The 23690-nt window shown below is 72.4% G+C and carries 23 protein-coding genes; 13 read left to right on the forward strand and 10 right to left on the reverse strand.

The genetic code is table 11. The annotated features are described in order from the left end of the window. Position 1: 1 nt before the first annotated feature. The 5 genes from ACLQ3K_RS23195 to ACLQ3K_RS23215 are packed head-to-tail and all read right to left on the reverse strand — an operon-like array spanning position 2 to position 7171. Positions 2 to 1081 (reverse strand): SRPBCC family protein, encoded by a 1080-nt coding sequence (locus ACLQ3K_RS23195; RefSeq protein WP_224650284.1) that lies wholly within the window; start codon positions 1079 to 1081, stop codon positions 2 to 4. Next, on the reverse strand, positions 1078 to 2145 hold the full coding sequence (locus ACLQ3K_RS23200) for a M48 family metallopeptidase (RefSeq protein ID WP_426001818.1): 1068 nt from the start codon (positions 2143 to 2145) through the stop codon (positions 1078 to 1080). Before ACLQ3K_RS23200 ends, ACLQ3K_RS23195 begins: the two co-directional genes overlap by 4 nt. Positions 2146 to 2155: 10 nt before the next feature. Then, positions 2156 to 3352 (reverse strand): multidrug effflux MFS transporter, encoded by a 1197-nt coding sequence (locus ACLQ3K_RS23205; RefSeq protein WP_426001819.1) that lies wholly within the window; start codon positions 3350 to 3352, stop codon positions 2156 to 2158. Between the two features lie 3 nt (positions 3353 to 3355). Then, positions 3356 to 5479, reverse strand: coding sequence for a hypothetical protein (locus tag ACLQ3K_RS23210; RefSeq protein WP_426001820.1), 2124 nt, complete (start codon positions 5477 to 5479; stop codon positions 3356 to 3358). A 12-nt stretch (positions 5480 to 5491) separates the two neighbouring features. Then, a complete protein-coding gene (locus tag ACLQ3K_RS23215; protein WP_426001821.1) occupies positions 5492 to 7171 on the reverse strand; it encodes an Hsp70 family protein in 1680 nt (559 codons plus the stop codon). Between the two features lie 45 nt (positions 7172 to 7216). On the opposite strand from ACLQ3K_RS23215, the gene grpE reads away from it, so the two are divergent. Further along, on the forward strand, positions 7217 to 7702 hold the full coding sequence (gene grpE / locus ACLQ3K_RS23220; RefSeq protein ID WP_426001822.1) for a nucleotide exchange factor GrpE: 486 nt from the start codon (positions 7217 to 7219) through the stop codon (positions 7700 to 7702). A 43-nt stretch (positions 7703 to 7745) separates the two neighbouring features. Continuing rightward, positions 7746 to 9098 carry a dicarboxylate/amino acid:cation symporter gene (locus ACLQ3K_RS23225; RefSeq protein WP_426001823.1) on the forward strand — a complete coding sequence of 451 codons (1353 nt, stop codon included), beginning with the start codon at positions 7746 to 7748 and terminating at the stop codon, positions 9096 to 9098. Here ACLQ3K_RS23225 and ACLQ3K_RS23230 read toward each other — a convergent pair. Next, a complete protein-coding gene (locus ACLQ3K_RS23230; protein WP_426001824.1) occupies positions 9088 to 9993 on the reverse strand; it encodes a zinc-binding dehydrogenase in 906 nt (301 codons plus the stop codon). The two genes, ACLQ3K_RS23225 and ACLQ3K_RS23230, sit on opposite strands and share 11 nt — an antisense overlap. Before the next feature lie 58 nt (positions 9994 to 10051). Between ACLQ3K_RS23230 and ACLQ3K_RS23235 the strand changes: the two genes are divergently transcribed. Then, entirely contained in the window at positions 10052 to 10681 is a 630-nt protein-coding gene (locus tag ACLQ3K_RS23235; protein ID WP_426001825.1) for a TetR/AcrR family transcriptional regulator C-terminal domain-containing protein, read from the forward strand. Here ACLQ3K_RS23235 and ACLQ3K_RS23240 read toward each other — a convergent pair. Beyond that, positions 10670 to 11482 carry an alpha/beta fold hydrolase gene (locus tag ACLQ3K_RS23240; RefSeq protein ID WP_426001827.1) on the reverse strand — a complete coding sequence of 271 codons (813 nt, stop codon included), beginning with the start codon at positions 11480 to 11482 and terminating at the stop codon, positions 10670 to 10672. The genes ACLQ3K_RS23235 and ACLQ3K_RS23240 overlap by 12 nt on opposite strands. Positions 11483 to 11503: 21 nt before the next feature. Further along, positions 11504 to 12979 (reverse strand): carboxylesterase/lipase family protein, encoded by a 1476-nt coding sequence (locus ACLQ3K_RS23245; RefSeq protein ID WP_426001829.1) that lies wholly within the window; start codon positions 12977 to 12979, stop codon positions 11504 to 11506. A 92-nt stretch (positions 12980 to 13071) separates the two neighbouring features. On the opposite strand from ACLQ3K_RS23245, the gene ACLQ3K_RS23250 reads away from it, so the two are divergent. From ACLQ3K_RS23250 to ACLQ3K_RS23295, 10 genes are all read left to right on the forward strand, one after another. Further along, positions 13072 to 13668 carry a TetR/AcrR family transcriptional regulator gene (locus tag ACLQ3K_RS23250; protein ID WP_426001830.1) on the forward strand — a complete coding sequence of 199 codons (597 nt, stop codon included), beginning with the start codon at positions 13072 to 13074 and terminating at the stop codon, positions 13666 to 13668. Positions 13669 to 13771: 103 nt separating this feature from the next. Beyond that, positions 13772 to 15310, forward strand: coding sequence for an alanine/glycine:cation symporter family protein (locus ACLQ3K_RS23255; RefSeq protein WP_426001831.1), 1539 nt, complete (start codon positions 13772 to 13774; stop codon positions 15308 to 15310). 264 nt (positions 15311 to 15574) lie between these two features. Next, a complete protein-coding gene (rpsB, locus tag ACLQ3K_RS23260; protein WP_336670565.1) occupies positions 15575 to 16447 on the forward strand; it encodes a 30S ribosomal protein S2 in 873 nt (290 codons plus the stop codon). 44 nt (positions 16448 to 16491) lie between these two features. Continuing rightward, the gene (tsf, locus tag ACLQ3K_RS23265; RefSeq protein WP_224651504.1) at positions 16492 to 17316 is read left to right on the forward strand and encodes a translation elongation factor Ts; all 825 of its coding nucleotides are present in this window, start codon (positions 16492 to 16494) and stop codon (positions 17314 to 17316) included. A 198-nt stretch (positions 17317 to 17514) separates the two neighbouring features. Further along, positions 17515 to 17910 carry a VOC family protein gene (locus tag ACLQ3K_RS23270; RefSeq protein WP_426001833.1) on the forward strand — a complete coding sequence of 132 codons (396 nt, stop codon included), beginning with the start codon at positions 17515 to 17517 and terminating at the stop codon, positions 17908 to 17910. Beyond that, positions 17907 to 18668 (forward strand): helix-turn-helix domain-containing protein, encoded by a 762-nt coding sequence (locus ACLQ3K_RS23275; RefSeq protein WP_426001834.1) that lies wholly within the window; start codon positions 17907 to 17909, stop codon positions 18666 to 18668. Before ACLQ3K_RS23270 ends, ACLQ3K_RS23275 begins: the two co-directional genes overlap by 4 nt. 10 nt (positions 18669 to 18678) lie before the next feature. Further along, positions 18679 to 19602, forward strand: a complete 924-nt coding sequence (locus tag ACLQ3K_RS23280; RefSeq protein WP_426001835.1) for an SGNH/GDSL hydrolase family protein — start codon at positions 18679 to 18681, stop codon at positions 19600 to 19602. A gap of 1 nt (position 19603) precedes the next feature. Further along, a complete protein-coding gene (pyrH, locus tag ACLQ3K_RS23285; RefSeq protein ID WP_224651508.1) occupies positions 19604 to 20374 on the forward strand; it encodes a UMP kinase in 771 nt (256 codons plus the stop codon). A 46-nt stretch (positions 20375 to 20420) separates the two neighbouring features. Beyond that, on the forward strand, positions 20421 to 20978 hold the full coding sequence (gene frr, locus ACLQ3K_RS23290; protein ID WP_224651509.1) for a ribosome recycling factor: 558 nt from the start codon (positions 20421 to 20423) through the stop codon (positions 20976 to 20978). A gap of 2 nt (positions 20979 to 20980) precedes the next feature. Continuing rightward, positions 20981 to 21889, forward strand: a complete 909-nt coding sequence (locus tag ACLQ3K_RS23295; RefSeq protein ID WP_374201371.1) for a phosphatidate cytidylyltransferase — start codon at positions 20981 to 20983, stop codon at positions 21887 to 21889. A gap of 23 nt (positions 21890 to 21912) precedes the next feature. Here ACLQ3K_RS23295 and ACLQ3K_RS23300 read toward each other — a convergent pair whose 3' ends face one another. Together ACLQ3K_RS23300 and ACLQ3K_RS23305 are read right to left on the reverse strand one after the other, a co-directional pair. After that, positions 21913 to 23172 (reverse strand): MFS transporter, encoded by a 1260-nt coding sequence (locus ACLQ3K_RS23300; protein ID WP_426001837.1) that lies wholly within the window; start codon positions 23170 to 23172, stop codon positions 21913 to 21915. Positions 23173 to 23238: 66 nt separating this feature from the next. Then, on the reverse strand, positions 23239 to 23673 hold the full coding sequence (locus tag ACLQ3K_RS23305) for a LapA family protein (RefSeq protein ID WP_426001838.1): 435 nt from the start codon (positions 23671 to 23673) through the stop codon (positions 23239 to 23241). Positions 23674 to 23690: the final 17 nt, after the last annotated feature.

Here is a 23690-nt window from a genome sequence, read left to right on the forward strand (position 1 = left end):
GTCAGGAGGGCAGGGCCAGCGAGCCGATGAGGTAGTCCGCGGCGCGTTGCGCGACCGTGCGCTCGAGCGGGGTCCAGTACGCCGCCGGCGCGAGGCGCCGGTCGAACGTGAGCGACCAGGTGACGCGCGTGCCGCCGTCGACCGGCTCCCACCGCACCGTCGACGCGCGCCAGGTGAGCCAGGTGGCGATCGGGGTGGCGTCGTGCTCCGCGACATAGTCCACGGAGCGGTCGCCCGCCGCGGCCACGCGCAGCGTCAGGGTCGACGGTGCCGTGCCCCAGTGGTGCCCGTGCAACATCGCGGCGCGCTGCGGCGCGCCGCTGAAGACGATGTGCCGGGCGTCGCCCGGATCGAGCCCCTCCGGGTGATCCTCGAGCGGGCGGGGGAAGCCCAGCGCCAGCGCGCCCGAGGGCTCGGCGAAGCGCAGCGGCGCGGCGACGGCGGCGCGGACCTGCTCGGGCGTGGCCGCCACGATGCGTTCGGCGGAGACGGTGTTCTCGGCGGGGAGCGTCAGCGCGGGCACGGCGCCCTCGGTCGAGGCGACGGCGAGCAGCACCGCCGGGACGACGATCGCCCGCGCGCCCCGCCCGGACTTCCGCCCGGCGTTGATGAGCGCCGCGACCAGCAGCGCGACGGCGTAGACGAGCGGGGCCGCGAAGAGGACGCAGACGACGCCCTCGCCCGCGAAGATGGTCGCGATCAGCAGGAAGAGGGTCGTGCCCTTGAGCACGATGCCGTAGGCGCTCGTCGACGGGCGCGAGATCACCAGCAGGGCGGCCAACAGTGCCGGCAGCCCGACGTAGAACACCGAGGTCTGGTTGAGCCAGCCGTTCATCGACCGCATGAGGAGGCTGCCGATCACGCACACCACGATGAGCGCCAGCATGGTGAGGACGGCGGGCCGCCGGCTCAGCGGCACGGTCTTCGGCTCGGCGGTCGCTTCCGGCTCAGCGGCCGGCTCCGGTTCCGGGGCCGGCTCGGCGTCAGGTGCGGGGGACTCCGCGTTGGCCGAGGATTCGGCGTGCTCCGGGGATTCCGGCGGCTCGGGCGCGTCGTCCGGCCCGAGCGGGGGCGTGCTCACTCGTCCTCGTCGCGCTTCCGCGCCGAGTTCCGGCGCCACTCGTCGATCTTGCGGCCGACGCCGGTCGCGACGTCGGTCACGCCCTGGCCGACGGTGTTCACGGCGGAGGAACCGAAGTCGCGCAGGGTGGTGATCAGCGGATCGGCGGAGGCGTCGAAGCCGTCCTTGTACCCGCGCGCCGCGGCCTTGAACTCCTTGGCGGGGCTGGCCTTGTCGTCGTCGGCGCGCTGCGGGTACTCGCCGCCGACGATGCGGCCGTAGTCGCCGCGCTCCACCCAGCGGTTGAGGTCCGCCGCACGCAGCACGGAGAAGGGGTGCGACTGCAGCTCCAGGTTGAGCAGCTTGAGCACGCCGTCGCGCAGGTCGCCGGTGCGCTCGTACTCGGCCGCCTGGGCGAGGAAGCGCTGCGTGTCCATCTCGGAGAGCTTGGTGCCGCCGGCCGTCTTCATGTGCACGCGCATCGCGACGTCGGGATCCTGCACGCACAGCAGGCCCGCGCGGTCGCCCGACAGCTCGGACTTGCGCTGCCACTCCATGAGCGCGGCGACGATCGCCCGCAGCGCCCAGCCGCCGATCGGCACCCAGCCGAAGCTGCCCGCGAGGCGCAGCAGGTGCATGAGCATCGTGCGGTACACCGCATGCCCGGAGAGCGCGTGCCCCAGCTCGTGGCCCACGACGAAGCGCTGCTCCTCCTCGTCGAGCAGGTCCAGCAGGCCGGTGTTGATCACGATGAAGGGCGTGTCCATGCCGATGGTCATGGCGTTCACCGTCGGGTCCTGCACGACGTACAGCTCGGGCGTCGACGGGGCGTCGAGCACCCGGACGCAGTCGGTGAGCAGATCGTGCAGGTGCGGGAACTGCCGGTCGTCCACGCGCACGCCGGAGGCGAGGAAGAGCAGGCGGTGCTGGCGCTCGCGCAGCAGCGCGGAGATGGCCTTGAGGACGGTGTCGAAGCCCTTGAGGTTGCGCAGCGCGACGAGGGCCGCGCGGTCGGCCGGGTGCTCCCACGCGCGGGTGCTGATTCCGGGCAGCGAACGGTAGCTTCGGGACACTGAATCGGTCATGTCGGCCACGTTACCGGCTCGCGGTTGGCGCTCGCTTGGCGGCGGCGAAGGAGAGCGCGGCACCCACCGCGCACAGCACCATCACCGTGCCGAGCACCACCGGGTTCCCGCCGATACCGGCGAACAGGGCTGCGACGCCGCCCAGCACCATCCGGGCCGCGCCGAGCGCCGCGGAGGCGGTGCCGGCCAGGTTCCCGTGGTCGTCGAGGGCGAGTGCCGCCACCGTCGGCATGACGAGGCCGAGGCTCGAGACGGTGACGAACAGCGAGACGATCACCAGCGGCGGATTTCCGATCGCCAGCGTGACCAGCGACGCGATCGAGCCGATCACCATGCCCGCGAGCCCGATCCGCACCAGCGACGCGACCGGCACGCGGCCCACGAGCCGCCCGCCGATGAGGTTCGTGGTGAGCAGGCCCACGGCGTTCAGCGCGAAGACGATGCTGAACTGCGACTCGGTGTAGCCGTAGTGGCTCTGGAAGACGAAGGCGGAGGTGGAGATGTAGGCGAACATGGCAGCGAAGGCGAGGCCGCCGGTCAGCGTGAGCGCGACGAAGCGCCGGTCCCGCGCGAGGGACGCGAAGCCGCCCGCCACTGACGCCCAGCCCACCGGCCGACGGTCCGCCTTCGGCAGCGTCTCCGGCACCTTGGCGGCGGCGATCACGAGCAGTGCCACGCCGAGCGCCGCGAGCACCACGAACAGGCCGCGCCAGTCCATGAACCGCAGCAGCTGGGCGCCCGCGAGCGGCGCGACGATCGGGGCCACGCCGCCGACGGCCATGAGCGCGGCGATCATCCGGGCGGCGGCGACACCGTCGAACAGGTCCCGGACGATGGCGAGGCTCAGCACGATCCCGGCCGCGCCCGCGGCGCCCTGCAGCAGTCGGGCGACGTCGAGCAGGTACACGGACGGGGCGACCGCGCACAGCAGCGAGCTGAGGATGAACAGCGCCATCCCGACGACCATCGGGCGACGCCGCCCGATCGAATCCGACAGCGGGCCCACGAAGATCTGCCCGACGGCCAGGCCGATCAGGCACGCGGTGAGCGTGGCCTGGATCGCCGGCTGCGAGGCGCCGAGGTCCGTGGCGGCGGCGGGGAGGGCGGGGAGGTAGAGGTCGGTCGTGATGGGACCGAACGCCGACAGCGAGCCCAGGATCAGGGCCAGCCGCAGGTTTCCTCGGGAGTCTGCGCGGGGTTGTGACACCCGTCAATCCAACCGCAGGTGCGCGGACGCGGCGAAATCGGGTGCGAGGAGCAGCGCGCCGTCGGGGCCGCGGCGGCACGCGGCCACGGCGAGGTGGGCCGGGCGGGGCAGGTCGCCGGGAAGGACTGCGCCGCCGTCGATCTGGTAGCGCGTGTTGGTCACCTTCCACGACCGTGCGGTCGGGTCGACGGGCGAGCGCGGCGGCCCCCCGACCCGCGAGGACACGTAGACCTCCGTCACCTCGGGCGGCCAGTCGAAGGTGAGCCGGCCGTCGGTGAGTGCCACGTTCGCGATCGCCGGGAACTCCGCCGGTGTCGACGGTGCCGGCGCCGGGCCCGGGGCCGGGGATACGGGTCGCGGCTGTGCGGGAGCCGATGGCGCCGGCACCGGGGCGGGGCGGGCGTCGGAGCGGGCCTCGGTCGACGGGACCCCGTCGACCATCGCGATCACGGCGTAGACCGGCACCGCGCGGCGGGGCGCGCCGCCGTCCTCGAGCCGGGTGTCGCGGGTGCGGCCGACGACCGTCCAGCCACCGTCGGGCCGCTGCCGGCTGACCTTGAAGTCCGCCGCCGGATGCGGGGACGACCAGGTGACCAGCACGGCACCGTCGACCTGGTGGGCGGTGACGGCCGTGGGCGGCGCGGGCACCGGCGAGTTCGGCGCCGGCGGGGCGGGGGACGGCGGGGGAACCGCGGTCGCGGTGTGCGGGGCGGGCCCGGTCGCCGGGCCCTCCTGGGCGCGACGGACCTCGTCGATGGCGTCCTGCAGCGCCGGCTGGCCGGGCGGCGGGGGAGCGTCGAGGGCCCGCCGCTGCAGCAGGGCCAGCGCGCGGGCGGCGTCGGCGTACCGACCGGCGGCGCGGGCGGCGGCGACCTCGCGCCACAGGCCCGCGGCGTCGTCGAGGACGCGCTGCGCCTCGTCGGCGACGGTCCGCAGCTGGGTTCCGGCCGTGCCGTCGTCGAGCGCCCGGGCCTCCGCGGCCAGGCGCGCCGCCTCCGCCGGGCGGCCGCGGCGCAGGGCCGCGCGGGCCGCCTTGAGCGGCGCCTCCCATGCCCGCGGACCGCTCGCCGGAGCCGGGGCGGCCGTCGGTGCCGATCGGGGTGACGTCGTCGGCGGGGCGGTGCGGGCGGGCGTCGATGCGGGCGGCGCGTGCCCGACCCCGCCGCCGTACTCGGCGGCCAGCTCGGCGAGTACCCGCTCGGCGGTGGCGCGGTCGAGCCCCTGCTCCTCGCCCTCCGTGGCGAGGTACTCGTAGTCGGGGCCGATGAGCCGGTCCTCGATGAGGATCGCGGCGCGGACCTTGGGACGCAGCGCCTCCGTGGCGTCCTCGACGACGGCGCGGGCGTAGGCGTCGGCGAGCGGGCCGCCGGCGGTGAGCACCTCGCGCACGTGCACGCCCAGCTCGTCGAGCACCGCGCGGCCCCGGCCGGCGCGCATCTCGCGCGCGCGGCGGTGCAGGATGTCGGCCCGCTCGCGGATCTCGACCCCGTCGTGCGCGTCGGTGATCCCCAGTCCGAGCAGGGCGAACAGGGTGGGCACGGGCTCGCCGCAGAGCTCGCTCCACTCCGTGAGCAGGGCCCGGATCTGCGCCCGGCGCTGGGCGGTGAGACCCGCGGGCTCGGGTGCGGGTGCCGTGCCCGGCAGCACACGATGGCGCCGCAGCCGGGTGGCGACCTCCGCCGCGGTCAGCCCGCCGAGCGCGCCGATCTCCTCGAGGCCCGGGACCTTCTCGGCGGGCACGCCGGCGTGGCGTTCGACGAGCCGCGCGATGGCGGTGTCGAGGATCTCGTACCGGGCGGCGTCCCGATCCTCCCGCTCGGCGCGTGCCCGCGCGGCCTCGGACGCGCGGCTCGCGGCGGACCGCAGTGGGGCGCTGCGCTGCTCGTGTTCGTCGACGAGCCGCGCGACCAGGGTGCGGTACTTCGGGTGGTCGCGCTGGCGCTGCCAGAAGCCCCACACCTCGTCGAGGCGCGCCGCGACCTCGGCGTCGCTGAGGCTCTCGGCATCGTCCAGGGGCAGGTCGTACAGCTCGAAGGCGTCGGCGTTCTCGGGGCCGCCACGTCGGGCGACGTCCGCGAGCACCCGCTTGCGGTAGCCGTTGGGATCGAACGGCGGCATCGGCGTCATGTCGGGTCCTTCTCAGTCGCGGCGCCGCGACCGCTGCACCTGGCCGAGCTCGCGTTCCACGTCGGCCTGCGAGAGCATCGCCCCGGTCTGCGCGGACAGGGTGAGCGGCAGGTCGGCGTCCACGTGGTGCGCCGTGACGTGCAGGACACCGTCGAAGCCCATCTCGAAGGTGATGCGCACCTCGCTCCCTGCGGGGTAACCGGGCGGGATGTCGCGGATCGTGCCCTCCACCAACAGCTTCGCGTCGCCGAGGCGCTGCGAGGCGACCTGGCCCTGCTGCTCGACGACGGTGACCTCGATCTGCTGCTGGTCCTCGCGCATGGTGCCGAAGGAGCGGCGCACGCGGACCGGCAGCGTCTGGTTGCGCTCCACCAGCCACGTCACGCCGAGGTCCCCGTGATCGTGCACGGCGAGCACGCCGAAGCCGCGCGAGATCACGGTGTCGACCTGGATCTCGAGCATCCGCCGCACCAGCGAGACGGGCTGCTGGAAGGAGGCCGCGACGCGGGCGATCGAGTTCTCCAGCTCTGCCGCCTGCGCGTGCAGCGGGGGAGCGCCGTCGGGCAACAGGCCGCGGGTCACGAGATCGGCCGCGACGAGGCGCTCCATCTCGAGCTTCTCGCCGTACAGGGCGGCGCCGCGGGCCACGGCGAGGTCCGGGTCGTGGAGTTCGCCGTCGAGGCCGAGCTGCTCGCGCAGGGCGCGGGCCACGGCCGGCATCCGCGAGGAGCCGCCGACGAGCAGCAGCCGGTCGACCTTGTGCACGCCCCGCTTCTCGGCGGTCTTGAGGCAGTCCCGGGCCAGGTCGACGGTGCGCCGCAGCAGCGGGGCCGTCATCTCCTCCAGCTCCGCGCGGGTCAGCGTGACGACCGCGCGGGCGCCGTCGTGCGCGATCACCACGTCGGTGCGGTCGGCGAGGGTCAGTTCGTGCTTGGCCCGTTCGGCGGCGAGGACCAGCGCCTGCGAGCCCGCGGAATCGTCGAGCGGGTCCTCCGCGTCCGGGTTGGCCTCGCAGAACCGCTGCGACAGGTGCAGCGCGAGCCGCTCGTCCCAGTCGGCGCCGCCGAGCTGGTGGTCGCCCTCGACCGCGAGCACGGAGATCCGGCGGTCGGCGAGCTCGATGACGGTGGCGTCGAAGGTGCCGCCGCCCAGGTCGTAGACCAGCACCGTCTCGCGCGGGGCGCCCTTGCCGAGGTCGAGGCCGCCGTCGAGGCGCCCGAAGCCGTACGTCAGGGCGGCCGCGATGGGCTCGGAGAGCACGCCGGCCACGTCGAAGCCCGCGTAGACGCCCGCCTGGATCGTGGCGCGGCGCTCCTCGTCGCCGAAGTAGGCGGGCACGGTGATCACCACGCGCCGCACCGGCTCGCCGCCGCTGAACGCGACGTCGCCCGCCAGGCTCTTGAGGATCAGCGCGGACACCGCCGGGGCGGACCAGGTCTCGCCGTGCGCGCGGAAGCGCCACTGCGAGTCGCCCATCCGCCGCTTGACCAGGCTGCAGACGTGCTCGGGGTCGAGGCGCGCCTCGCGCCGGGCGCCCTCGCCCACGAGGTGGTCGTAGGCCGACGCGAACAGCACCACCGAGGGCACCGTCGTCTCCCCGCCCAGCCCGCGGACGATCTCCGGGCGACCGTCCGCGCCGATGCGCGCGATCGCAGAATTGGTCGTGCCCAGGTCGATCCCATAGACCCCCATGGCGGGGATATTAGCAGCGCAGGGGGCGCGCTAGGGTTGGCGAGCATGAGCGCAGAGGACGCCCCGACGGAGCCCGGGCCCCGCGACGATCGGCTCGCCGAGCGGGTGGAGGACCTGGCCCGGATCCTGGCCCGCCAGGCCGGCACCGTCGAGCGGCTGGCGGATGCGGAGGGCGCGCGGGAGGCCCGGGACCGGGCCGGCGCCGACCTGCCGCTCGTGGTCGAGCTGTTCGCCCTCCTCGGCGAGGTGACGGCGTGCGCCGACACCGCCGAGTCCGAGCGGGAACGGGCTGCCTTCGTGGCGGTCGCGGTGCGGGTCGAGCGACTGCTCGTCGGCCGGGGCGGCACCGTCGTGACCCCCGGGGTGGGGGAGGCCTTCGACCCGGCGGTGATGGAGGCGGCCGACGTCGTCGCGACGGAGGACGCGGGGGAGGACCGGACCGTCGCGGAGGTGCTGGCGCCCGGCCTCAGCGTGCCGGCGCGCAATGTACGGCCCGCGCGGGTGGTGGTGCGAGCCTTTCGCTCAGCGTGAGTGAAAGGGAACACGGGTCGGCCGCGCGTCGTTGCACCCCGACATGTCCTCTGTGGAAACCCCGTCGCGCGTACCCGCGCTGCTGAAGAATTTCGGCTTCCAGATCATCGTCGGCCTCGTCGCCGGCGTGGTGCTGGGCCTGATCGCCCGGAACATGGCGCCCGCGGCCGACGGCAACGTGAACTGGCTGGTCGGCACGCTCAAGACGATCGGTTCCAGCTACGTCAAGCTGCTCACCGTGGCCGTCGTGCCGCTGGTGTTCACGGCGGTCATCGCGTCGATCGCGAACCTGCGCAACGTGACCAACGCCGCGCGGCTGGCCGGTAAGACGCTGCTCTGGTTCGCCATCACCGCCTTCATCTCGGTGATCATCGGCATCATCCTGGGCCTGGTGCTGCAGCCCGGCGCGCACACCACGGTCACCGGTGAGGGCAAGGCGCCGTCGAGCACCGGTTCGTGGTGGGCCTTCATCACCGGCCTCGTGCCGTCGAACTTCCTCGGCCTGCAGGCCAAGGCGTCCGACGGTTCCGTCTCGCTCAGCTTCAACGTGCTGCAGGTGCTCGTGGTCGCGGCTGCGATCGGCATCGCCGCGCTCAAGGTGGGGGAGAAGGCCGAGCCCTTCATCGCCCTCAACGCCTCGCTGCTGGCGATCATCCAGAAGGTGCTGTGGTGGATCATCCGCCTGGCCCCGATCGGCACCGCCGCCCTGATCGGCACCGCGGTCGCCACCTACGGCTGGGACGCCATCGGCTCCCTCGGCGTGTTCACGGGCGCGATCTATCTGGGCCTGCTGATCGTCGGGCTCGTGGTGTACCCGTTGATCATCCGGGCGCACGGCCTCTCGGTGAAGCAGTTCTTCAGCGGCGTCTGGCCGGCCGCGCAGCTCGGCTTCGTCTCCCGCAGCTCGATCGGCACGCTGCCCGTCACCGAGCGCGTGACCGAGCGGAACCTGGGCGTGCCGCGCGAGTACGCCTCCTTCGCGGTGCCGCTGGGCGCCACCACCAAGATGGACGGCTGCGCGGCGATCTACCCGGCGATCGCGGCGATCTTCGTCGCGCAGTTCTTCCACGTCCCGCTCGGCATCACGGACTACCTGCTCATCGTGGTCGTCTCGGTGATCGGCTCGGCCGCGACCGCGGGCACCACCGGCGCGACGGTCATGCTGACGCTGACCCTCTCGACCCTCGGGCTGCCGCTGGCCGGCGTGGGCCTGCTGCTGGCCGTCGAGCCGATCGTCGACATGGGCCGCACCGCGCTCAACGTCACCGGCCAGGCGCTGGTCCCGACCATCGTCGCCAAGCAGGAGGGCATCCTCGACGAGGACTCCTACAACGCGCCGCGCAAGGACGTCTACGTCGACGAGTCGGCCGAGGACCGGGTCCCCGCTACAGCGTGAGCACCACCCGCGAGCCCGCGGTGTCCGCCCGCCAGACCTCGGCGACGGACTCCGCGGGCACCGCGGTGACGTCCATCGCGATCCCCAATTCGACCACCGCGGCGAGGATGTGCGGCCGCGCCGCGGCGACCTCCTGCGCGGTGAACGAGCCGAAGCCGCTGCCCAGCAGGCGGATGTCGGTCGACCGGAGGAGCGCGCCGGTCAGCGCGATCTCGGCGCCCGCCATCGTGCCGATCTGCACGAACTCCGAAGGTCCGCGCTTCTCGAGCGCCGCGAGGGTCAGCTCCGCGGGGCGGCCCCACAGGTAGTCGACGACCACGTCGATCTTCTCGCGGCGCAACGCCTCCGCGATCTCCGCCTCCGGAGCGCCCAGGTCGATCGTCGCGTCCGCCCCCACCGTCGCGAGCACGTCCGCGTTGCGTCCCGCGGCGATCACGCGCGCGCCGAGGTGGCGCGCGACGGCCACCGCGGGCCGGCCGGAGCCGCCGGTGGCGCCGAGCACCAACACGGTCTGCCCGGGGCGGACGCGGGTGCGGACCGTCATCGCCATCCAGGACGACATGACGGCGTTCACGGCGGCGGCCGCCTGCAGGTCGTCGAGCGCGTCCGGCACCTCGACCAGTGCGGAGGCGGGGACCGCGACCGTCGGGGCCGCGGTGCCGGGCGCCGCGACGTAGACCCGGCGGCCGTCCTCGGTGACGCCGACGCCGTCGACGCCGATGACGAAGCCCGGCGCCGCGGGGGCGGCGTAGTGCCGGCCGTCCGCGATCCCGCGCGCGAGATTATGCAGCGGGACGGCCCGCATCGACACCGCGACGAGGTCGGGCCCGGCGGCCTGATCGGGTGCGTCGGCCCAGACGGGCGCGTCGGCGTAGGTGGCGAGTGCTGCCTTCATGCGAGTCTCCTTAACGGCGTTAAATTCGACATCACCTTAACACCGTTAAGCTGTCGGGGTGGGACTCACTCGGACGGACGTGGTGGCCGCGGCGCTGGAGGTGCTCGACGAGGTCGGCGTCGAGAGCCTGACCCTGCGCCGGATCGCCGACCGCCTCCAGGTCAAGGCGCCGGCGCTGTACTGGCACGTCGCGTCCAAGCGCGACCTGCTCGACGAGATGGCCACGGAGCTGATGCGGCGCGCCTTGCCCGCGGGGCCGCCCGCGTCCGAGTGGCGGACCGAGCTGTCCGACGGCGCCCGTCGGCTGCGCGCCGCACTCCGCGCGCACACCGACGGCGCCCGGGTCTTCAGCGGGTCGAAGTTCACCGACGTCGCCGTCGTGCGCGCGAGCGAGCGGCCCCTGCGCCTGCTGGTCGATGCCGGATTCCCGCTGCGCGACGCCGCGCTCGCCCTGTCCACCCTGCGGGACCTGGTGGTGGGGTTCGTCATCGAGGAGCAGGAGGTCTTCGAGCCCGACGGTGCCCCCGCCGCGGGGTACGACCCCGTCGCGCGCGCGACCGCGATCGGCGCGGACGAGTACCCCCTCGCGGCACAGGCCGGACCGACCGCGTGGGGCGCGCCCGACGAGCGCTTCGACGACGCCGTGCGTTTCCTGCTCGACGGTCTCGCCGCGCGGCTACCCGGCTGAGCACCGCCACAGGCGGCGCAGTGCGGCGTTCACCTCCGCGGGGTGCTGGGTGTGCGGGTAGTAGCCGGCCACGCGCAGGCGCCGGGCGCCGATCCGGTCGGCCACCGCGTCCGCGCAGGCCAGGAGCGGCGCGCCCGCGTACCGCCGGTACTCCTCGGGAGCGTCGTCCCACGTGCCGGTGACGACCAGCGAGGGCCACGGCGCGGCGGCGAGCGGCTCCAGCGGCGGATCCGCCTCCCAGACCGGGCGTTCGCGCATCGACGTGCTCACGGCGCGCAGCCGCTGCGGCGTCGGCTCCGGCATCGTCATCCCCATGCCCTCGGTCGAGAGCCGGAGGAACTCGGCCGGATCCAGGTCGGGCGGGCCTGCCGCGGGCCCGGCGTGGACGCGGGCCAGGAGGTCGCGCACCGTCGGGTGGTCGGCCGCGGCCCGCAGTGCCGACGGCTGGATCAGGGCCAGCGAGCGCACGGCCTCCGGGCGCCGCGCCGCGGCGAGCATCGCCGCGAGCCCTCCGTTGGAGTGCCCGACGAGGTGCGCGCCGTCCGGGCAGGTGTCGAGGAGCGCGACGAGATCTTCGGCGTCCGTGGCGAAGTCGCTCCGATCCGTGTCGGGGGACCGGCCGTAGCCGCGGCGGTCGACCAGCAGCAGCGTCCTTTCGTCGGCGAGCGGACGCTGCGCGGCGAAGCCGTACGCGTCGTCGTCGCCCCAGGTGAAGACACCGTGCACGAAGATCGCGGGCGTCGCGGCCCGGCGGCCCGGATCCATGGGCCTCCAGGTGGTGACGTGGACCGGTGGGGACATCGCTGCTTCTCGACGGTCCGCTCAGGCGGGGGCGAACGGCAGCGGCGGGCGGCTCTCCCAGATCCGGCGCGAGCGCTCCTCCGGATACGGCGCTGTCGTCGACGGGGCGTCGAGGAGCCGAGTCGTCCGGCCGTCGGCGTCGTAGCGGGGCCAGCCGGGATCGCCGGTGGCGCAGAACCGCACCCAGGTGTGCAGCAGTTCGTCCGACACCGCGCGCGCACCGTCCGGCGCGTCCGCGCCGAGGAGGAGGACGCCGGTGGGGCAGTCGAGGGTCCCGAAGGCGAGGGGGACGTCGATGCTGTGGCAGGCGCCGTAGACCTCGGAGGCGTACTGCATCTCGAACAGGTACGAGGTGCCGCCGGCGTCGGCGTTCGCCGCGGCGAGTAGCGCCGACGGCATGCGGAACGTGGCGTCCGAGTACACGATCTCCACCATCTCGTCCGCCGTCGCGTCCGGGTACGCGGCGCGGTACTCGACGGGGTCGCCGGGCGCGAACACCGCCAGCGCCGTCGCGGCGTCCTCCTCGGTGAACGTGCCGCGGACGCCCATCATGACGCTGAACAGCCGGAACTCGTCGCGCATGTGCCCGACGAGCAGCTCGATGCCGGCGGCGTTCCCGTCGGTCAACGCCTCCCACGGGGTCTGCGGCAGCAGGTCGCCGTCGATGATCGGGCAGACGACGATCCCGAGGTGGGCGAGCCGGCCCCACCGGTCCTTGTGCGCGGGCGAGTCGGCGCAGAGCGCGGTGACCTCCTCGGCGAGGCGCTGCGGCCCGACGTTCGCGAACCCCGCCGCGGTCGGCGCGACCCCGAGGCGGTCCGCGAGCGCGTCTGTGATCTCCTTCGCCAGCGCCGGAGTGATGTTCAGGCCCGGGACCGAGTGGGCGATGGCCCGCCGGAACAGCGGTCGCGCCGCCGGGATCGTGAGCAGGGCGGCGACCGATCCCGCACCGCCCGACGTGCCGGAGATGGTGACCGCGTCGGGATCGCCGCCGAACGCGGCGACGTTCCGCTGGATCCACTCGAGCGCGGCGATCTGGTCGAGCAGGCCCCGGTTCGACGGTGCGCCGTCCAGCAACGCGAAGCCCTCGGCGCCCATGCGGCATTGGGCGATCACGACCACGAGGCCCTCGGTCGCGAGGGCTGTGGGGTCGAACATGGGATCCGCCGCGGTGCCGGCCATGTAGCCGCCGCAGGAGATCCACACCAGGACCGGCAGTCCGGACCGCGCGGGGTCAGGAGTGCACACGGTGGCGGTGAGCCAGTTCGCGTCGTCCGAGGCCTCGGCCTTGGGGCCGGGGCCGGATTGCGGAGGCGGGGGCCCGAACTCGATCGCGGGGCGAACCCCGTCCCAGCGGGGGACGGGCGCCGGCGCCGCGAAGCGCAGCGCCCCGACGGGCGGCTGCGCGTACGGGATCCCGCGGAAGATCGCGGTGCCTCCGACGAGTTCGCCCTCGACGACGCCCTCCGCCGTTCTGATCCTCGGTCGCTGCTGCATGTCGGCTCCTTCGGTCTCGGCGTGTCCTGCCCTCGACGTTATCAGCCAGTTGTATTATTTCAAGTGTATTGGAATGGACGAGAGGAATCGCCGTGCCGAAGCAGGTCGATCACCAGGAGCGCCGCGAGGCGATCGCGCGGGCGCTGTGGCGGGTGGTGGACGCCTCCGGCGTCCTCCGGCTGAGCCTGCGCGAGGTGGCGAAGGAGGCCGGGATGTCGCACGGCCAGGTGCAGCACTACTTCGCCTCGCGGCAGGAGCTGCTCGGCTTCGCGATGGACTTCGCCGCGGAGCAGACCGGGGCGCGGGTGGCGGAGGGGCTGGCGGACCTCGGGGCGGACCCGCACCCGCGCGCCGTGCTGCGCCTGGTGCTCGTCGAAATGCTCCCGCTGCACCCGGATTCGCGCGCGACCAGCCGGATGAACGCCGCCTACGTCCTCGAGGCGCTGCACGACGACGATATCCGCGCCCGCACTCGCGAGGGAATGGTCCGGGGGCGCGCGCAGGTCGAGCAGCTCGTCGGTGCCGCGATCGCCGACGGCCGGATCGCGGCGGACCGCGCACCATCGACCGAGACGGACCGGCTGCTCGCGCTGACCGGCCTGGCGCCCCTGCTGGAACTGCGGGTGATCGCGCCGGCCGACGCCCTCGCCGCGATCGACCGCCATCTCGACGACCTGTTCGTGCGCTGAGCGGCGCGGTGCGACGGCGAATCTTTGCGGTGGGATTACTTGTGAGTAACCAAAGGTCGTCGATGCGCTCCGATCCCTTGGAGTTCCCTTTAGGGTTGCTCGCATGTCTGACCTGCTGGCAACCCTGAACGAGTACGTGTGGAGCCCCGCCCTGATCTACCTGTGCCTCGGGGTCGGCGTCTACTTCTCGATCCGCTCGAGGCTGGTGCAGGTGCGCCAGATCCCCGCCATGCTCGGCCAACTCATCCACGGCGAGAAATCCGCGTCGGGCGTGAGCTCGTTCCAGGCGCTCGCCATGTCCCTGGCGGGCCGCGTCGGCACCGGCAACATCGCCGGCGTCGCCACCGCGATCGCCTTCGGCGGACCGGGCGCCGTGCTGTGGATGTGGGTGATGGCCTTCCTCGGGGCGTCCACCTCGTACGTCGAGTGCACGCTCGGCCAGATCTACAAGGAGCGCGACCAGCTCACCGGCGAGTACCGCGGCGGCCCCGCCTACTACTTCCGGCGCGCCTTCGCGCACGGCAAGTACGCGGTGGTCGGGAACGTCTACGGCCTGCTCTTCGCCGCGGTCACCGTGCTGGCCTGCGGCCTGCTCATGCCGATGGTGCAGGCGAACTCGATGGCCGTCGCCATGGAGAGCGCCTGGGGGATCGAGCCCTGGGTCGCCGCCCTCGGCACCGTCATCGTGCTGGCCTTCGTCATCATCGGCGGGGTCAAGCGGATCGCGACCTTCGCCTCCGTGGTCGTGCCCTTCATGGCCATCCTCTACATCGCGGCGGCCCTGATCATCATGGCCTTCAACGCCGGCGCGATCCCCGGCGTCCTAGAACTGATCGTCCGCGAGGCCTTCGACCTCTCCGCCGGCTTCGGCGCGCTCGTCGGCACCGCCGTCATGTGGGGCGTCAAGCGCGGCGTCTACTCCAATGAGGCCGGGCAGGGCACCGGCCCGCACGCCGCAGCGGCCGCCGAGGTCAGCCACCCCGCCAAGCAGGGCCTCGCGCAGGCCTTCGCCGTCTACGTCGACACCCTGTTCGTCTGCTCCGCCACCGCGTTCATCATCCTCAGCACCGGCGCCTACCGCGTCTTCGAGGGCGACTCCGCGTCCGGCCGCGTGCTCGCCGACGGCGGCGCGCTCGTCGGCGACCCGGAGGTCGGTCCCGCGTACGCGCAGCAGGGCTTCGACACCGTCTTCAACGGCTCCGGCGCCAGCTTCATCGCGATCTCGCTGGCCTTCTTCTGCTTCACGACGATCGTCGCCTACTACTACATGGCCGAGACGAACCTGCGGTTCATCCTCGGCCGCGCGGCCACCGCGATCGTGCCCGTCCTCAGCGCCCCGCTCGGCCGCATCCTCACGATGCTGCTGCAGATGCTGATCCTGGCCTCGGTCGCGGTCGGTGCGGTATCGACCGCGAAGGACGCCTGGGCGATGGGCGACCTCGGCGTCGGACTCATGGCCTGGCTCAACATCATCGGCATCCTGGTCCTGCAGAACGCGGCCTTCAAGACCCTCCGCGACTTCGAGCGGCAGCAGAAGCTGGGGGTCGACCCGCAGTTCGACCCGACACCGCTGGGCATCGTCAACGCGACCTTCTGGGAGGAGCGCGCCGCCGCGCGCCGCGCCGACCCCGTCGACGCGTAGCCGGCGCACCGTCGACCTGCGGAATCCCGGCGATTTCGCAGGTCGGCGCGGCGGGCGTACACTTGCTCTTGCACTCCGTCCCTATGGCGGGGTGACTACGCGTGTTCCCCAGGCGCCCGATGGGCGTGCCGTGCAGCGCGGTCTCCTTCTCGAAGGAGTGCAGCGCGGCGGAGCACCAGGACACCGCGCATCGCCTCTCGCCCGCTGACCAGCGGAAACGAGGGTCGTCGCGGCGTGTACAACTGCAACTACGAAAGAGGCATCATGGCTGTCGTCACCATGAAGCAGCTGCTGGACAGCGGCGCGCACTTCGGTCACCAGACCCGTCGGTGGAACCCGAAGATGAAGCGTTTCATCTTCACCGACCGCAACGGCATCTACATCATCGATCTGCAGCAGACGCTGACCTACATCGACAAGGCCTACGAGTTCGTCAAGGAGACCGTCGCCCACGGTGGCACCGTCCTCTTCGTCGGCACGAAGAAGCAGGCCCAGGAGTCGATCGCCGAAGAGGCCACCCGCGTCGGCATGCCCTACGTGAACCAGCGCTGGCTGGGCGGCATGCTCACCAACTTCCAGACGGTCCACAAGCGCCTTCAGCGGATGAAGGAGCTCGAGACCATGGAGCAGACCGGTGGCTTCGAGGGTCGCACCAAGAAGGAAATCCTCATGCTCACGCGTGAGAAGAACAAGCTCGAGCGCACCCTCGGCGGTATCCGCGACATGGCCAAGGTCCCCTCGGCCATCTGGGTCGTGGACACCAACAAGGAGCACATCGCCGTCGGCGAGGCCCGCAAGCTGGGCATCCCGGTCATCGCGATCCTCGACACCAACTGCGATCCCGACCTCGTCGACTACCCGATCCCGGGTAACGACGACGCGATCCGCTCCGCCGCGCTGCTGACCAAGGTCGTGGCTTCGGCCGTGGCCGAGGGCGTGCAGGCCCGCGCGGGTGTCGCCACCGGCGATGCCAAGCCCGAGGCCGGCGCCGGCGAGCCCCTCGCCGAGTGGGAGCAGGAGCTGCTGGAGTCCGCCACCGTCGCTGCCGAGGCCCCCGCGGCTGAGGCCGTCGCCGCTGAGGCCCCCGTGGCCGAGGCCGCTGCGACCGAGGCTCCCGCCGAGACCCCCGAGGCCTGATCCGGTTTCGGACCGATTCCCTTCTACTGCAAGGAGCCGCATACATGGCGAACTACACCGCCGCTGACGTCAAGCGTCTCCGCGACCTCACCGGGTCGGGGATGATGGACTGCAAGAACGCGCTCACCGAGACCGACGGCGATTTCGACAAGGCCGTCGAGGTGCTGCGCATCAAGGGCGCGAAGGACGTCGGCAAGCGTGCCGGTCGTTCCACCGCCGAGGGCCTCGTGGCCGCCAAGGACGGCGTGCTGATCGAGCTCAACTCCGAGACGGACTTCGTCGCGAAGAACGCGGAGTTCCAGGAGCTCGCCGACGCGATCGTCGCCGCCGCTGCCGCGTCGGACGCCGCCACCGTCGAGGCCGTGTTGGAGCTGCCGCTCGACGGCGAGACCGTCGCTGCGCGCATCGAGGCCGCTTCGGCCAAGCTGGGCGAGAAGCTGGTCGTGCGGCGCATCGCGCGGTACGACGGCCCGGTCGCCGTCTACCTGCACAAGCGCAGCACCGACCTGCCGCCCGCCGTGGGCGTGCTGGTCTCGTTCTCGGGCGAGGGTGACGCCGCTGCCGAGGCCGCTCGCGGCGCCGGCATGCAGGTCGCCGCGCTCAAGGCGAAGTACGCCAGCCGGGACGAGGTTCCGGCCGACGTCATCGAGAACGAGCGTCGCATCGCCGAGGAGACCGCGCGTGCCGAGGGCAAGCCGGAGCAGGCGCTGTCGAAGATCGTCGAGGGCAAGACCGTGGCCTACTACAAGGACACCGTCCTCCCCGACCAGCCGTCGGTGACCGACAACAAGAAGTCGGTCCAGCAGGTGCTGGACGAGTCCGGCGTGAAGGTCCTCGCCTTCACCCGCTTCGAGGTCGGCCAGGAGTAACTCCTCCGTCCCCGCGCACGAGGCCCGCACCGATCCGTCGGTGCGGGCCTCGTCGTGTGTCGGCCCTGTGTGATTGAACGCTGTTCTGGAGATTCCGACCTGGGGTTTTCCTCTCCAGAACGTCGTTCAATCGGGGGGCGGGTGGGCGTGCGGATTTCTTCAAGCCCGACGGTGCCGTCGGCTGCCAGTCTTGGAGGCATGAACACGACACGCACCGACACGAACATCTGGCCCGGACTGACCTACGACGACGCGCTCGCCGCGCGGGCATGGCTGCGGGGGATCGGCTTCGACGAGGGGATCCTCGTCGAGGGCGACGGGGACGGCGAGGTCGTCCACTCCGAGATGCTCTGGCCCGACGGGGGCCGCGTCATGGTCCACTCCACCTGCAAGCAGGACACCACCTTCTCCACGCCGCGCGGCAGCGGCAGCGTCTACGTGGTCGTCACCGACCCCGACGCCGTCTACGCCCGCGCGCAGGAGCTCGGCGCCCGCCTGGTGCGGGAGATGCGCGAGGAGGACTATGGGTCCAAGGGATTCTCCGTCGCCGATCCGGAGGGCAACACGTGGAGTTTCGGTACCTACGCGGGGTGACGGCACCCGGGATCGCCCGCGCGGCCGCCTACGACATCAGCGGCGTCCTCCCGGGCACCCACCTCGCCGTCCCGTCGCCGACGCTCACGATGATCATCGACCTCGGGCACGGCCTGGACCTGACGGGGCCGGGCCTGCCCGACCGCACCACGTTCCGGCTCTGCCTCTCCGGCATGCACCCCACGCCGTACCTGGTGCACCACGACGGGCTCCAGCGCGGCGTCCAGGTGGACGTGAAGCCGAGCCTTGTCCGCGCCCTCACCGGCGCCCCCGCGGCGGAGCTCGGGGGAGAGGCGGTCGAACTCGACGACCTCTCCCCGGGGCTCGCCGCCGAGCTGTACGGCCGCGTGGCGGCGGCCCCCGCCGCCGACCGGGAGGCCGTCGCGGCCGCCGTCCTGGCCCGGTACGCGACGTCGGGCCGCGAGGTCCAGCCCGACGCCGCGGCGGCGTGGGCCCACCTCGCCGCCCGGCAGGGACGGGTCACCGTCGCCGAGCTCGTCGAGCGATCCGGCTGGTCCGCCCGGTACCTGGCGATGAAGTTCACCGCCGAGTTCGGCATGGGGATCAAGCAGGCGGCCCGCCTGATGCGCTTCGACGCCGCGCGCCGCGCACTCGAGGAGGGCGGGAGCGCCGCCGACGTCGCGGTGCGGGCCGGCTACGCCGATCAGGCGCACCTCAGCCGCGAGGTCCGGGCCTTCCTCGGGCAGTCGCCGTCCGCGTACCTCGCGCGTCGCAGGGGCGAATTCACGCCTGTGTAGTGTCGCCGGGGTGTCCTGGATCCGGCGTGCGATCGCATTCGCCCTCGTGGCGTGCCTCGTGCTCGCCGTCGGGGCGTCGACGGCGATCGGCGGGGGCAGCGGCTACGAGCACCATCAGACCAACGGCGTGAGCTACCTCTCCGACCTCCCGGGCGGGGCTCAGTACGTCTCCCTGGGCGACAGCTACGCGGCGTCCGGGTCCCACGCCAAGGTGCGGCCGATGGACCTGTGCGCCCGTAACGGCGACGACCTCGGCCACGTCCTCGCGCAGCGGCTGCAACCCAACACCTTCACGGACCGCTCCTGCTCCGGCGCCACGCTCGACGACCTCACCCAGCCCTCGCCGAAGCCGAACACCTCGCCGCAGCTGTACGGCGTCGGGCCGTTCACGCGGCTGGTCACCGTGATCATCGGCGCGAACTCCCTGGGCTTCGGCAACATCGTCGTGCACTGCCTCGGCAACCCCGACGACCGCTGCGCCGCCGCATCCACCCAGGACCTGCCGGGCTCGCAGGGCTGGAACTTCGTGCGCGCGCAGTACGCGGCCACCGTCGACGCGATCAAGAAGGCCGCCGCGCCGGACGTCCGGGTCGTCCTCGTCGGCTACCTCCCGCTGTTCCCGCTCGACGGTCCGCCCGACCTCGCCTGCCTGGACCGGGCCGGGATCCCGCCGGAGAACGTCGACCACTGGCGCACCTGGTACCGCAGTCTCGACCGGCTCATCCGCGAGGTCGCCGCGGACCGTCGGGTGATGTACGTCCAGCCCCCGATGGACCGCACCGCCTGCGACCCCGATCCCTACGTGCGCCTGGGCGGCATCAAGCTCAAGGAGCAGGAGCCCGAGGCCAACGGATTGCATCCGACGGTGGCCGGACAGCGCGCGTTGGGCAACCTGATCGAGGACCGGCTCCGAGGAACTGCGCCGCCCGCATAGGATGGTCGTCGTGACGGACACGGCCCAGGGACAGCAGACGGATCAGGACACGGAGCATCAGGTGCGGCACGGCTACAAGCGCGTGCTGCTCAAGCTGGGCGGCGAGATGTTCGGCGGCGGAGAAGTGGGGCTCGACCCCGACGTGGTGAGCACAGTGGCGCAGCAGATCGCGGAGGTCTCGCGCAGCGGCCACGAGGTCGCGGTGGTCATCGGCGGCGGCAACTTCTTCCGCGGCGCCGAACTGCAGAACCGCGGCATGGACCGCGCCCGCTCGGACTACATGGGCATGCTCGGCACGGTGATGAACTGCCTCGCCCTGCAGGACTTCCTGCAGAAGGAGGGCGTCGACACCCGCGTGCAGACCGCCATCACCATGGGGCAGGTCGCCGAGCCGTACCTGCCGCTGCGCGCCAAGCGCCACCTGGAGAAGGGCCGCGTCGTGATCTTCGGCGCCGGCATGGGCATGCCCTACTTCTCCACCGACACCACCGCCGCACAGCGCGCGCTGGAGATCGGCGCCGAGGTCGTGCTCATGGCGAAGGCCGTCGACGGTGTGTACGACAGTGACCCGCGCACCAACCCCGACGCGAAGCTGTTCGACGAGATCACCCACCGCGCGGCGCTCGAGAAGGGCCTCAAGGTGGCCGACGCGACCGCGTTCAGCCTCTGCATGGACAACAGGATGCCGATGCTGGTGTTCAATCTCCTGGAGGAGGGGAACATCGCCCGCGCCGTCGCGGGGGACAAGATCGGCACCCTCGTCCGGCCGTGACGCCGGACCCGACCATTCATTTCGCAGCAAAGGACGTGTGACCCAAGTGATCGACGAAACGCTCTTCGACGCCGAGGAGAAGATGGAGAAGGCCGTCTCGGTGGCCCGGGAGGACTTCCAGTCGATCCGCACCGGTCGCGCGAACCCGGCGATGTTCTCCAAGGTGGTCGTGGACTACTACGGCGCCCCCACGCCGATCACCCAGATCAGCTCGATCTCCACGCCCGAGGCGCGGCTCGTGGTGATCAAGCCCTACGAGGCGAACCAGCTCGGCCCGGTGGAGACCGCGATCCGCAACTCGGACCTCGGGGTCAACCCCACCAACGACGGCCAGCTGATCCGCATCGCTATCCCGCAGCTCACCGAGGAGCGACGCAAGGACCTCGTCAAGCAGGTCAAGAGCAAGGGCGAGGACGCGAAGGTGTCCATCCGCAACGTGCGCCGCAAGGCGAACGACCAGCTCGCCAAGATCGTCAAGGACGGCGACGCCGGCGAGGACGAGGTGGCCCGCGCCGAGAAGGAACTCGACAAGACGACGGCCAAGTACGTCGCCCAGATCGAGGACCTCGTGGCGCGCAAGGAAGCCGATCTGATGGAGGTCTAGCCGTGCCGGATACCCCCGACTCGGTCGGCTCCGACGCTCCGACCCCCGGTACGCCCGAGGCGGGCCAGGAGGCCGCGAAGCGCAAGATCAGCGCCGGACGCGACCTCCCGGCCGCCATCGGCGTGGGCGTGAGCCTGGGCGCGCTCATCGTGGCGATCCTGTACTTCGCGCCGCACCTGTGGGTGCCGCTCGTGGCCGCCGCGATGGCGGTCGCCACCTGGGAGGTGGTCAAGCGGTTCCGCGCCGCCGGCACCAACCTGGAGCTGTGGCCGATGCTCATCGGCGGCCAGGCCATCATCTGGCTGAGCTGGCCGCTGGGGACCGAGGGCGTGCTCGCCGCGTTCGTGGCGACCGTGCTGGTCGCCATCGTCTGGCGACTGCTGGGGCATCAGAGCACCGCGGAGCCGAACTCCTTCACCCGCGACATCTCGACCACCGTCTTCGTGCTCGCCTGGATCCCGCTGTTCGCGTCCTTCGGCGCGATGCTGGTACTCCCCGAGGACCGCGGGCCGCAGCGCGTGGCCGCGCTCATCATCCTCGTGGTCTGCTCGGACGTCGGCGGCTACGCCTCGGGCGTCGTCTTCGGCAAGCACCCGATGGTGCCGGCGATCAGCCCGAAGAAGTCCTGGGAGGGCTTCGCCGGGTCGATGGTGGCCGGCGCGGTCGGCGCCGTGCTCGTGCTGAAGTTCCTGCTCGACGTGAACCCGGTGTGGGGCCTGCTGCTGGGCCCCGTCGTGGTGATCACCGCGACGCTCGGCGACCTGCTCGAATCCCAGGTCAAGCGCGACCTGGGCATCAAGGACATGGGCACCCTGCTACCCGGTCACGGCGGCATCATGGACCGCCTGGACTCGCTGCTGCCCAGCGCCGTCGTGGTGTGGGCCGCGTTGACCGCGCTGATGGGCTCCTGAGGCCGATGGTGTCCTGAGGCGGGTCAGGCGCGGCGGCGCAACGCCTCGCGCAGCGGCCGCGGCACGACCCCCTCGCGACGGCGGGCCTTGCGCCGCGTGATGATCACGCCGATCAGCGCGATCGCCCACAGCGGGTACTGCGCCATCCACGCGGCCCGGAAGCCGTCGAAGGTCAGGCCGGCGCCGGAGCCCATGATCATGCCCATCGTCTGGATCAGGACGAGGCTCGCGAGGAAGCCGCCGATGTTCACCATGCCCTGTGCCGTGCCGAGCACCCGCGTCGTGTTGAACGTGCGGGCGTAGTCGAAGCCGATCGCGGAGCTGGGGCCGCCGACGGCGATCACCAGCACGAGCAGCGAGAGCAGCCAGACCGGCGAGGGCTCGTCGCGCAACAGGACGATCGTCCACAGCGCCGCGCTGGCGAGGATGATCGTGATCACCATCCAGGAGCGGCGCACCGGGAACCGGCCGGTGAGGAAGCCGATGACGGGGCCCGAGGCCAGCGTCGCCAGCACGCCGAAACTGACGACGCCGCCCGCTGTGGCCGACGAGAGCCCCTGGGCGTTCGTCAGGTAGGGCACGCCCCACATCAGCATGAACGCGGTCACCGAGAACATCGTGCCCATGTGCGTGAAGAAGCCCAGCCGCGTGCCCGGGTGCATCCAGGTCGTGCGGAGAATCCCCGGGATCTCCGCGACCCTCACCGTGATGTGCGGGGCCGTCCGGCCGGGCGGGGCGTCGCGGACCGTCGAGAGCACGGCCAGCGCGGCGAACAGGCCGAGCGCCGCCGCGGAGGCGTAGGCGCTGCTCCACCCGCTGCCGTGCAGCAGGGCGAGGAAGGGCACCGCGGACAGCACCTGGCCCAGCTGCCCCGTCATGCCCGTCAACTGGGTGACGAGCGGGATCCGGCGCACAGGGAACCACGCCGGGACGAGGCGCAGCACCGAGACGAAGGTCAGGGCGTCGCCACTGCCCACGGCGACGCGGCCCGCGATGGCGAGGGGGAGGGACTCCGTGAGCGCCAGCGCCAGCTGGCCCAGCGCCATGAGGAGCGCCCCGCTCACGATCAGGCGACGGGAGCCGAACCGGTCCAGCAGCAGACCCGCGGGGATCTGCATGCCCGCGTACACCACGAGCTGGAGCACCACGAAGGCGGCGAGCGTCGCCGGGGCGGCGCCGAACCGCTCACCCGCCTCGGTGCTGGAGACGCCGAAGGACGTGCGCTGCAGGATCGCGACGACGTACGCGAGCGTCGCGACCGACCAGACGACCCATGCGCGCATGGACCCATCGTTTCATCGCTGGCGCCGCCTCCGCACCGCGACCCGTCGGACCGGTGCGCGGTGAGATCAGTCGCGGAGCTTCTTCGCGGCGCGGCGCAGCTGGAGGATGCGGAGGCCGCCCGCCGAGCCGACGAGGAGCGCGCCGAGGATGGCGGCGATCAGCAGGGACACGCCGAGGGGGAGGTTCGCCTCCCAGAACAGCAGCGTGATCTGCGTGTTCTGCTGGTTCTGCACGATGAACGCGAGCAGCACGAGCAGGATGACGGCGCCACCGACGAGTCCGGACCACAGCGACGCCGACCGGGTGTGCTTGACCTGTTCGTACGCGTCGCGGGTGTCGCCCCGCTGCTTCGTCGCCGGTGCGGCCGCCGCCGGATCGGCGGTCGGTTCCACGGCGTCCCGCTCCGCGGGAAGGTTCCGAGCGTCGGGCGCGTCGACGTCGGGATCGGGGATCCCGATCGCTTCTTCGCTGTCTCGAACGCGGTCTTCGTCCTTGGCCATGGCGCCATCCTGCCACC

The organism is Tsukamurella sp. DT100, from assembly GCF_049844855.1.
Classification (GTDB): domain Bacteria; phylum Actinomycetota; class Actinomycetes; order Mycobacteriales; family Mycobacteriaceae; genus Tsukamurella.

Excerpts from the sequence above, each read along its gene's own strand:
- ACLQ3K_RS23200 (WP_426001818.1), bottom strand. The coding sequence starts at position 2,145 with ATGACCGATTCAGTGTCCCGAAGCTACCGTTCGCTGCCCGGAATCAGC.
- ACLQ3K_RS23210 (WP_426001820.1), bottom strand. The coding sequence starts at position 5,479 with ATGACGCCGATGCCGCCGTTCGATCCCAACGGCTACCGCAAGCGGGTG.
- ACLQ3K_RS23215 (WP_426001821.1), bottom strand. The coding sequence starts at position 7,171 with ATGGGGGTCTATGGGATCGACCTGGGCACGACCAATTCTGCGATCGCG.
- grpE (WP_426001822.1), top strand. The coding sequence starts at position 7,217 with ATGAGCGCAGAGGACGCCCCGACGGAGCCCGGGCCCCGCGACGATCGG.
- ACLQ3K_RS23225 (WP_426001823.1), top strand. The coding sequence starts at position 7,746 with ATGTCCTCTGTGGAAACCCCGTCGCGCGTACCCGCGCTGCTGAAGAAT.
- ACLQ3K_RS23230 (WP_426001824.1), bottom strand. The coding sequence starts at position 9,993 with ATGAAGGCAGCACTCGCCACCTACGCCGACGCGCCCGTCTGGGCCGAC.
- ACLQ3K_RS23240 (WP_426001827.1), bottom strand. The coding sequence starts at position 11,482 with ATGTCCCCACCGGTCCACGTCACCACCTGGAGGCCCATGGATCCGGGC.
- ACLQ3K_RS23245 (WP_426001829.1), bottom strand. The coding sequence starts at position 12,979 with ATGCAGCAGCGACCGAGGATCAGAACGGCGGAGGGCGTCGTCGAGGGC.
- ACLQ3K_RS23255 (WP_426001831.1), top strand. The coding sequence starts at position 13,772 with ATGTCTGACCTGCTGGCAACCCTGAACGAGTACGTGTGGAGCCCCGCC.
- rpsB (WP_336670565.1), top strand. The coding sequence starts at position 15,575 with ATGGCTGTCGTCACCATGAAGCAGCTGCTGGACAGCGGCGCGCACTTC.
- tsf (WP_224651504.1), top strand. The coding sequence starts at position 16,492 with ATGGCGAACTACACCGCCGCTGACGTCAAGCGTCTCCGCGACCTCACC.
- ACLQ3K_RS23270 (WP_426001833.1), top strand. The coding sequence starts at position 17,515 with ATGAACACGACACGCACCGACACGAACATCTGGCCCGGACTGACCTAC.
- pyrH (WP_224651508.1), top strand. The coding sequence starts at position 19,604 with ATGGTCGTCGTGACGGACACGGCCCAGGGACAGCAGACGGATCAGGAC.
- ACLQ3K_RS23300 (WP_426001837.1), bottom strand. The coding sequence starts at position 23,172 with ATGCGCGCATGGGTCGTCTGGTCGGTCGCGACGCTCGCGTACGTCGTC.
- ACLQ3K_RS23305 (WP_426001838.1), bottom strand. The coding sequence starts at position 23,673 with ATGGCCAAGGACGAAGACCGCGTTCGAGACAGCGAAGAAGCGATCGGG.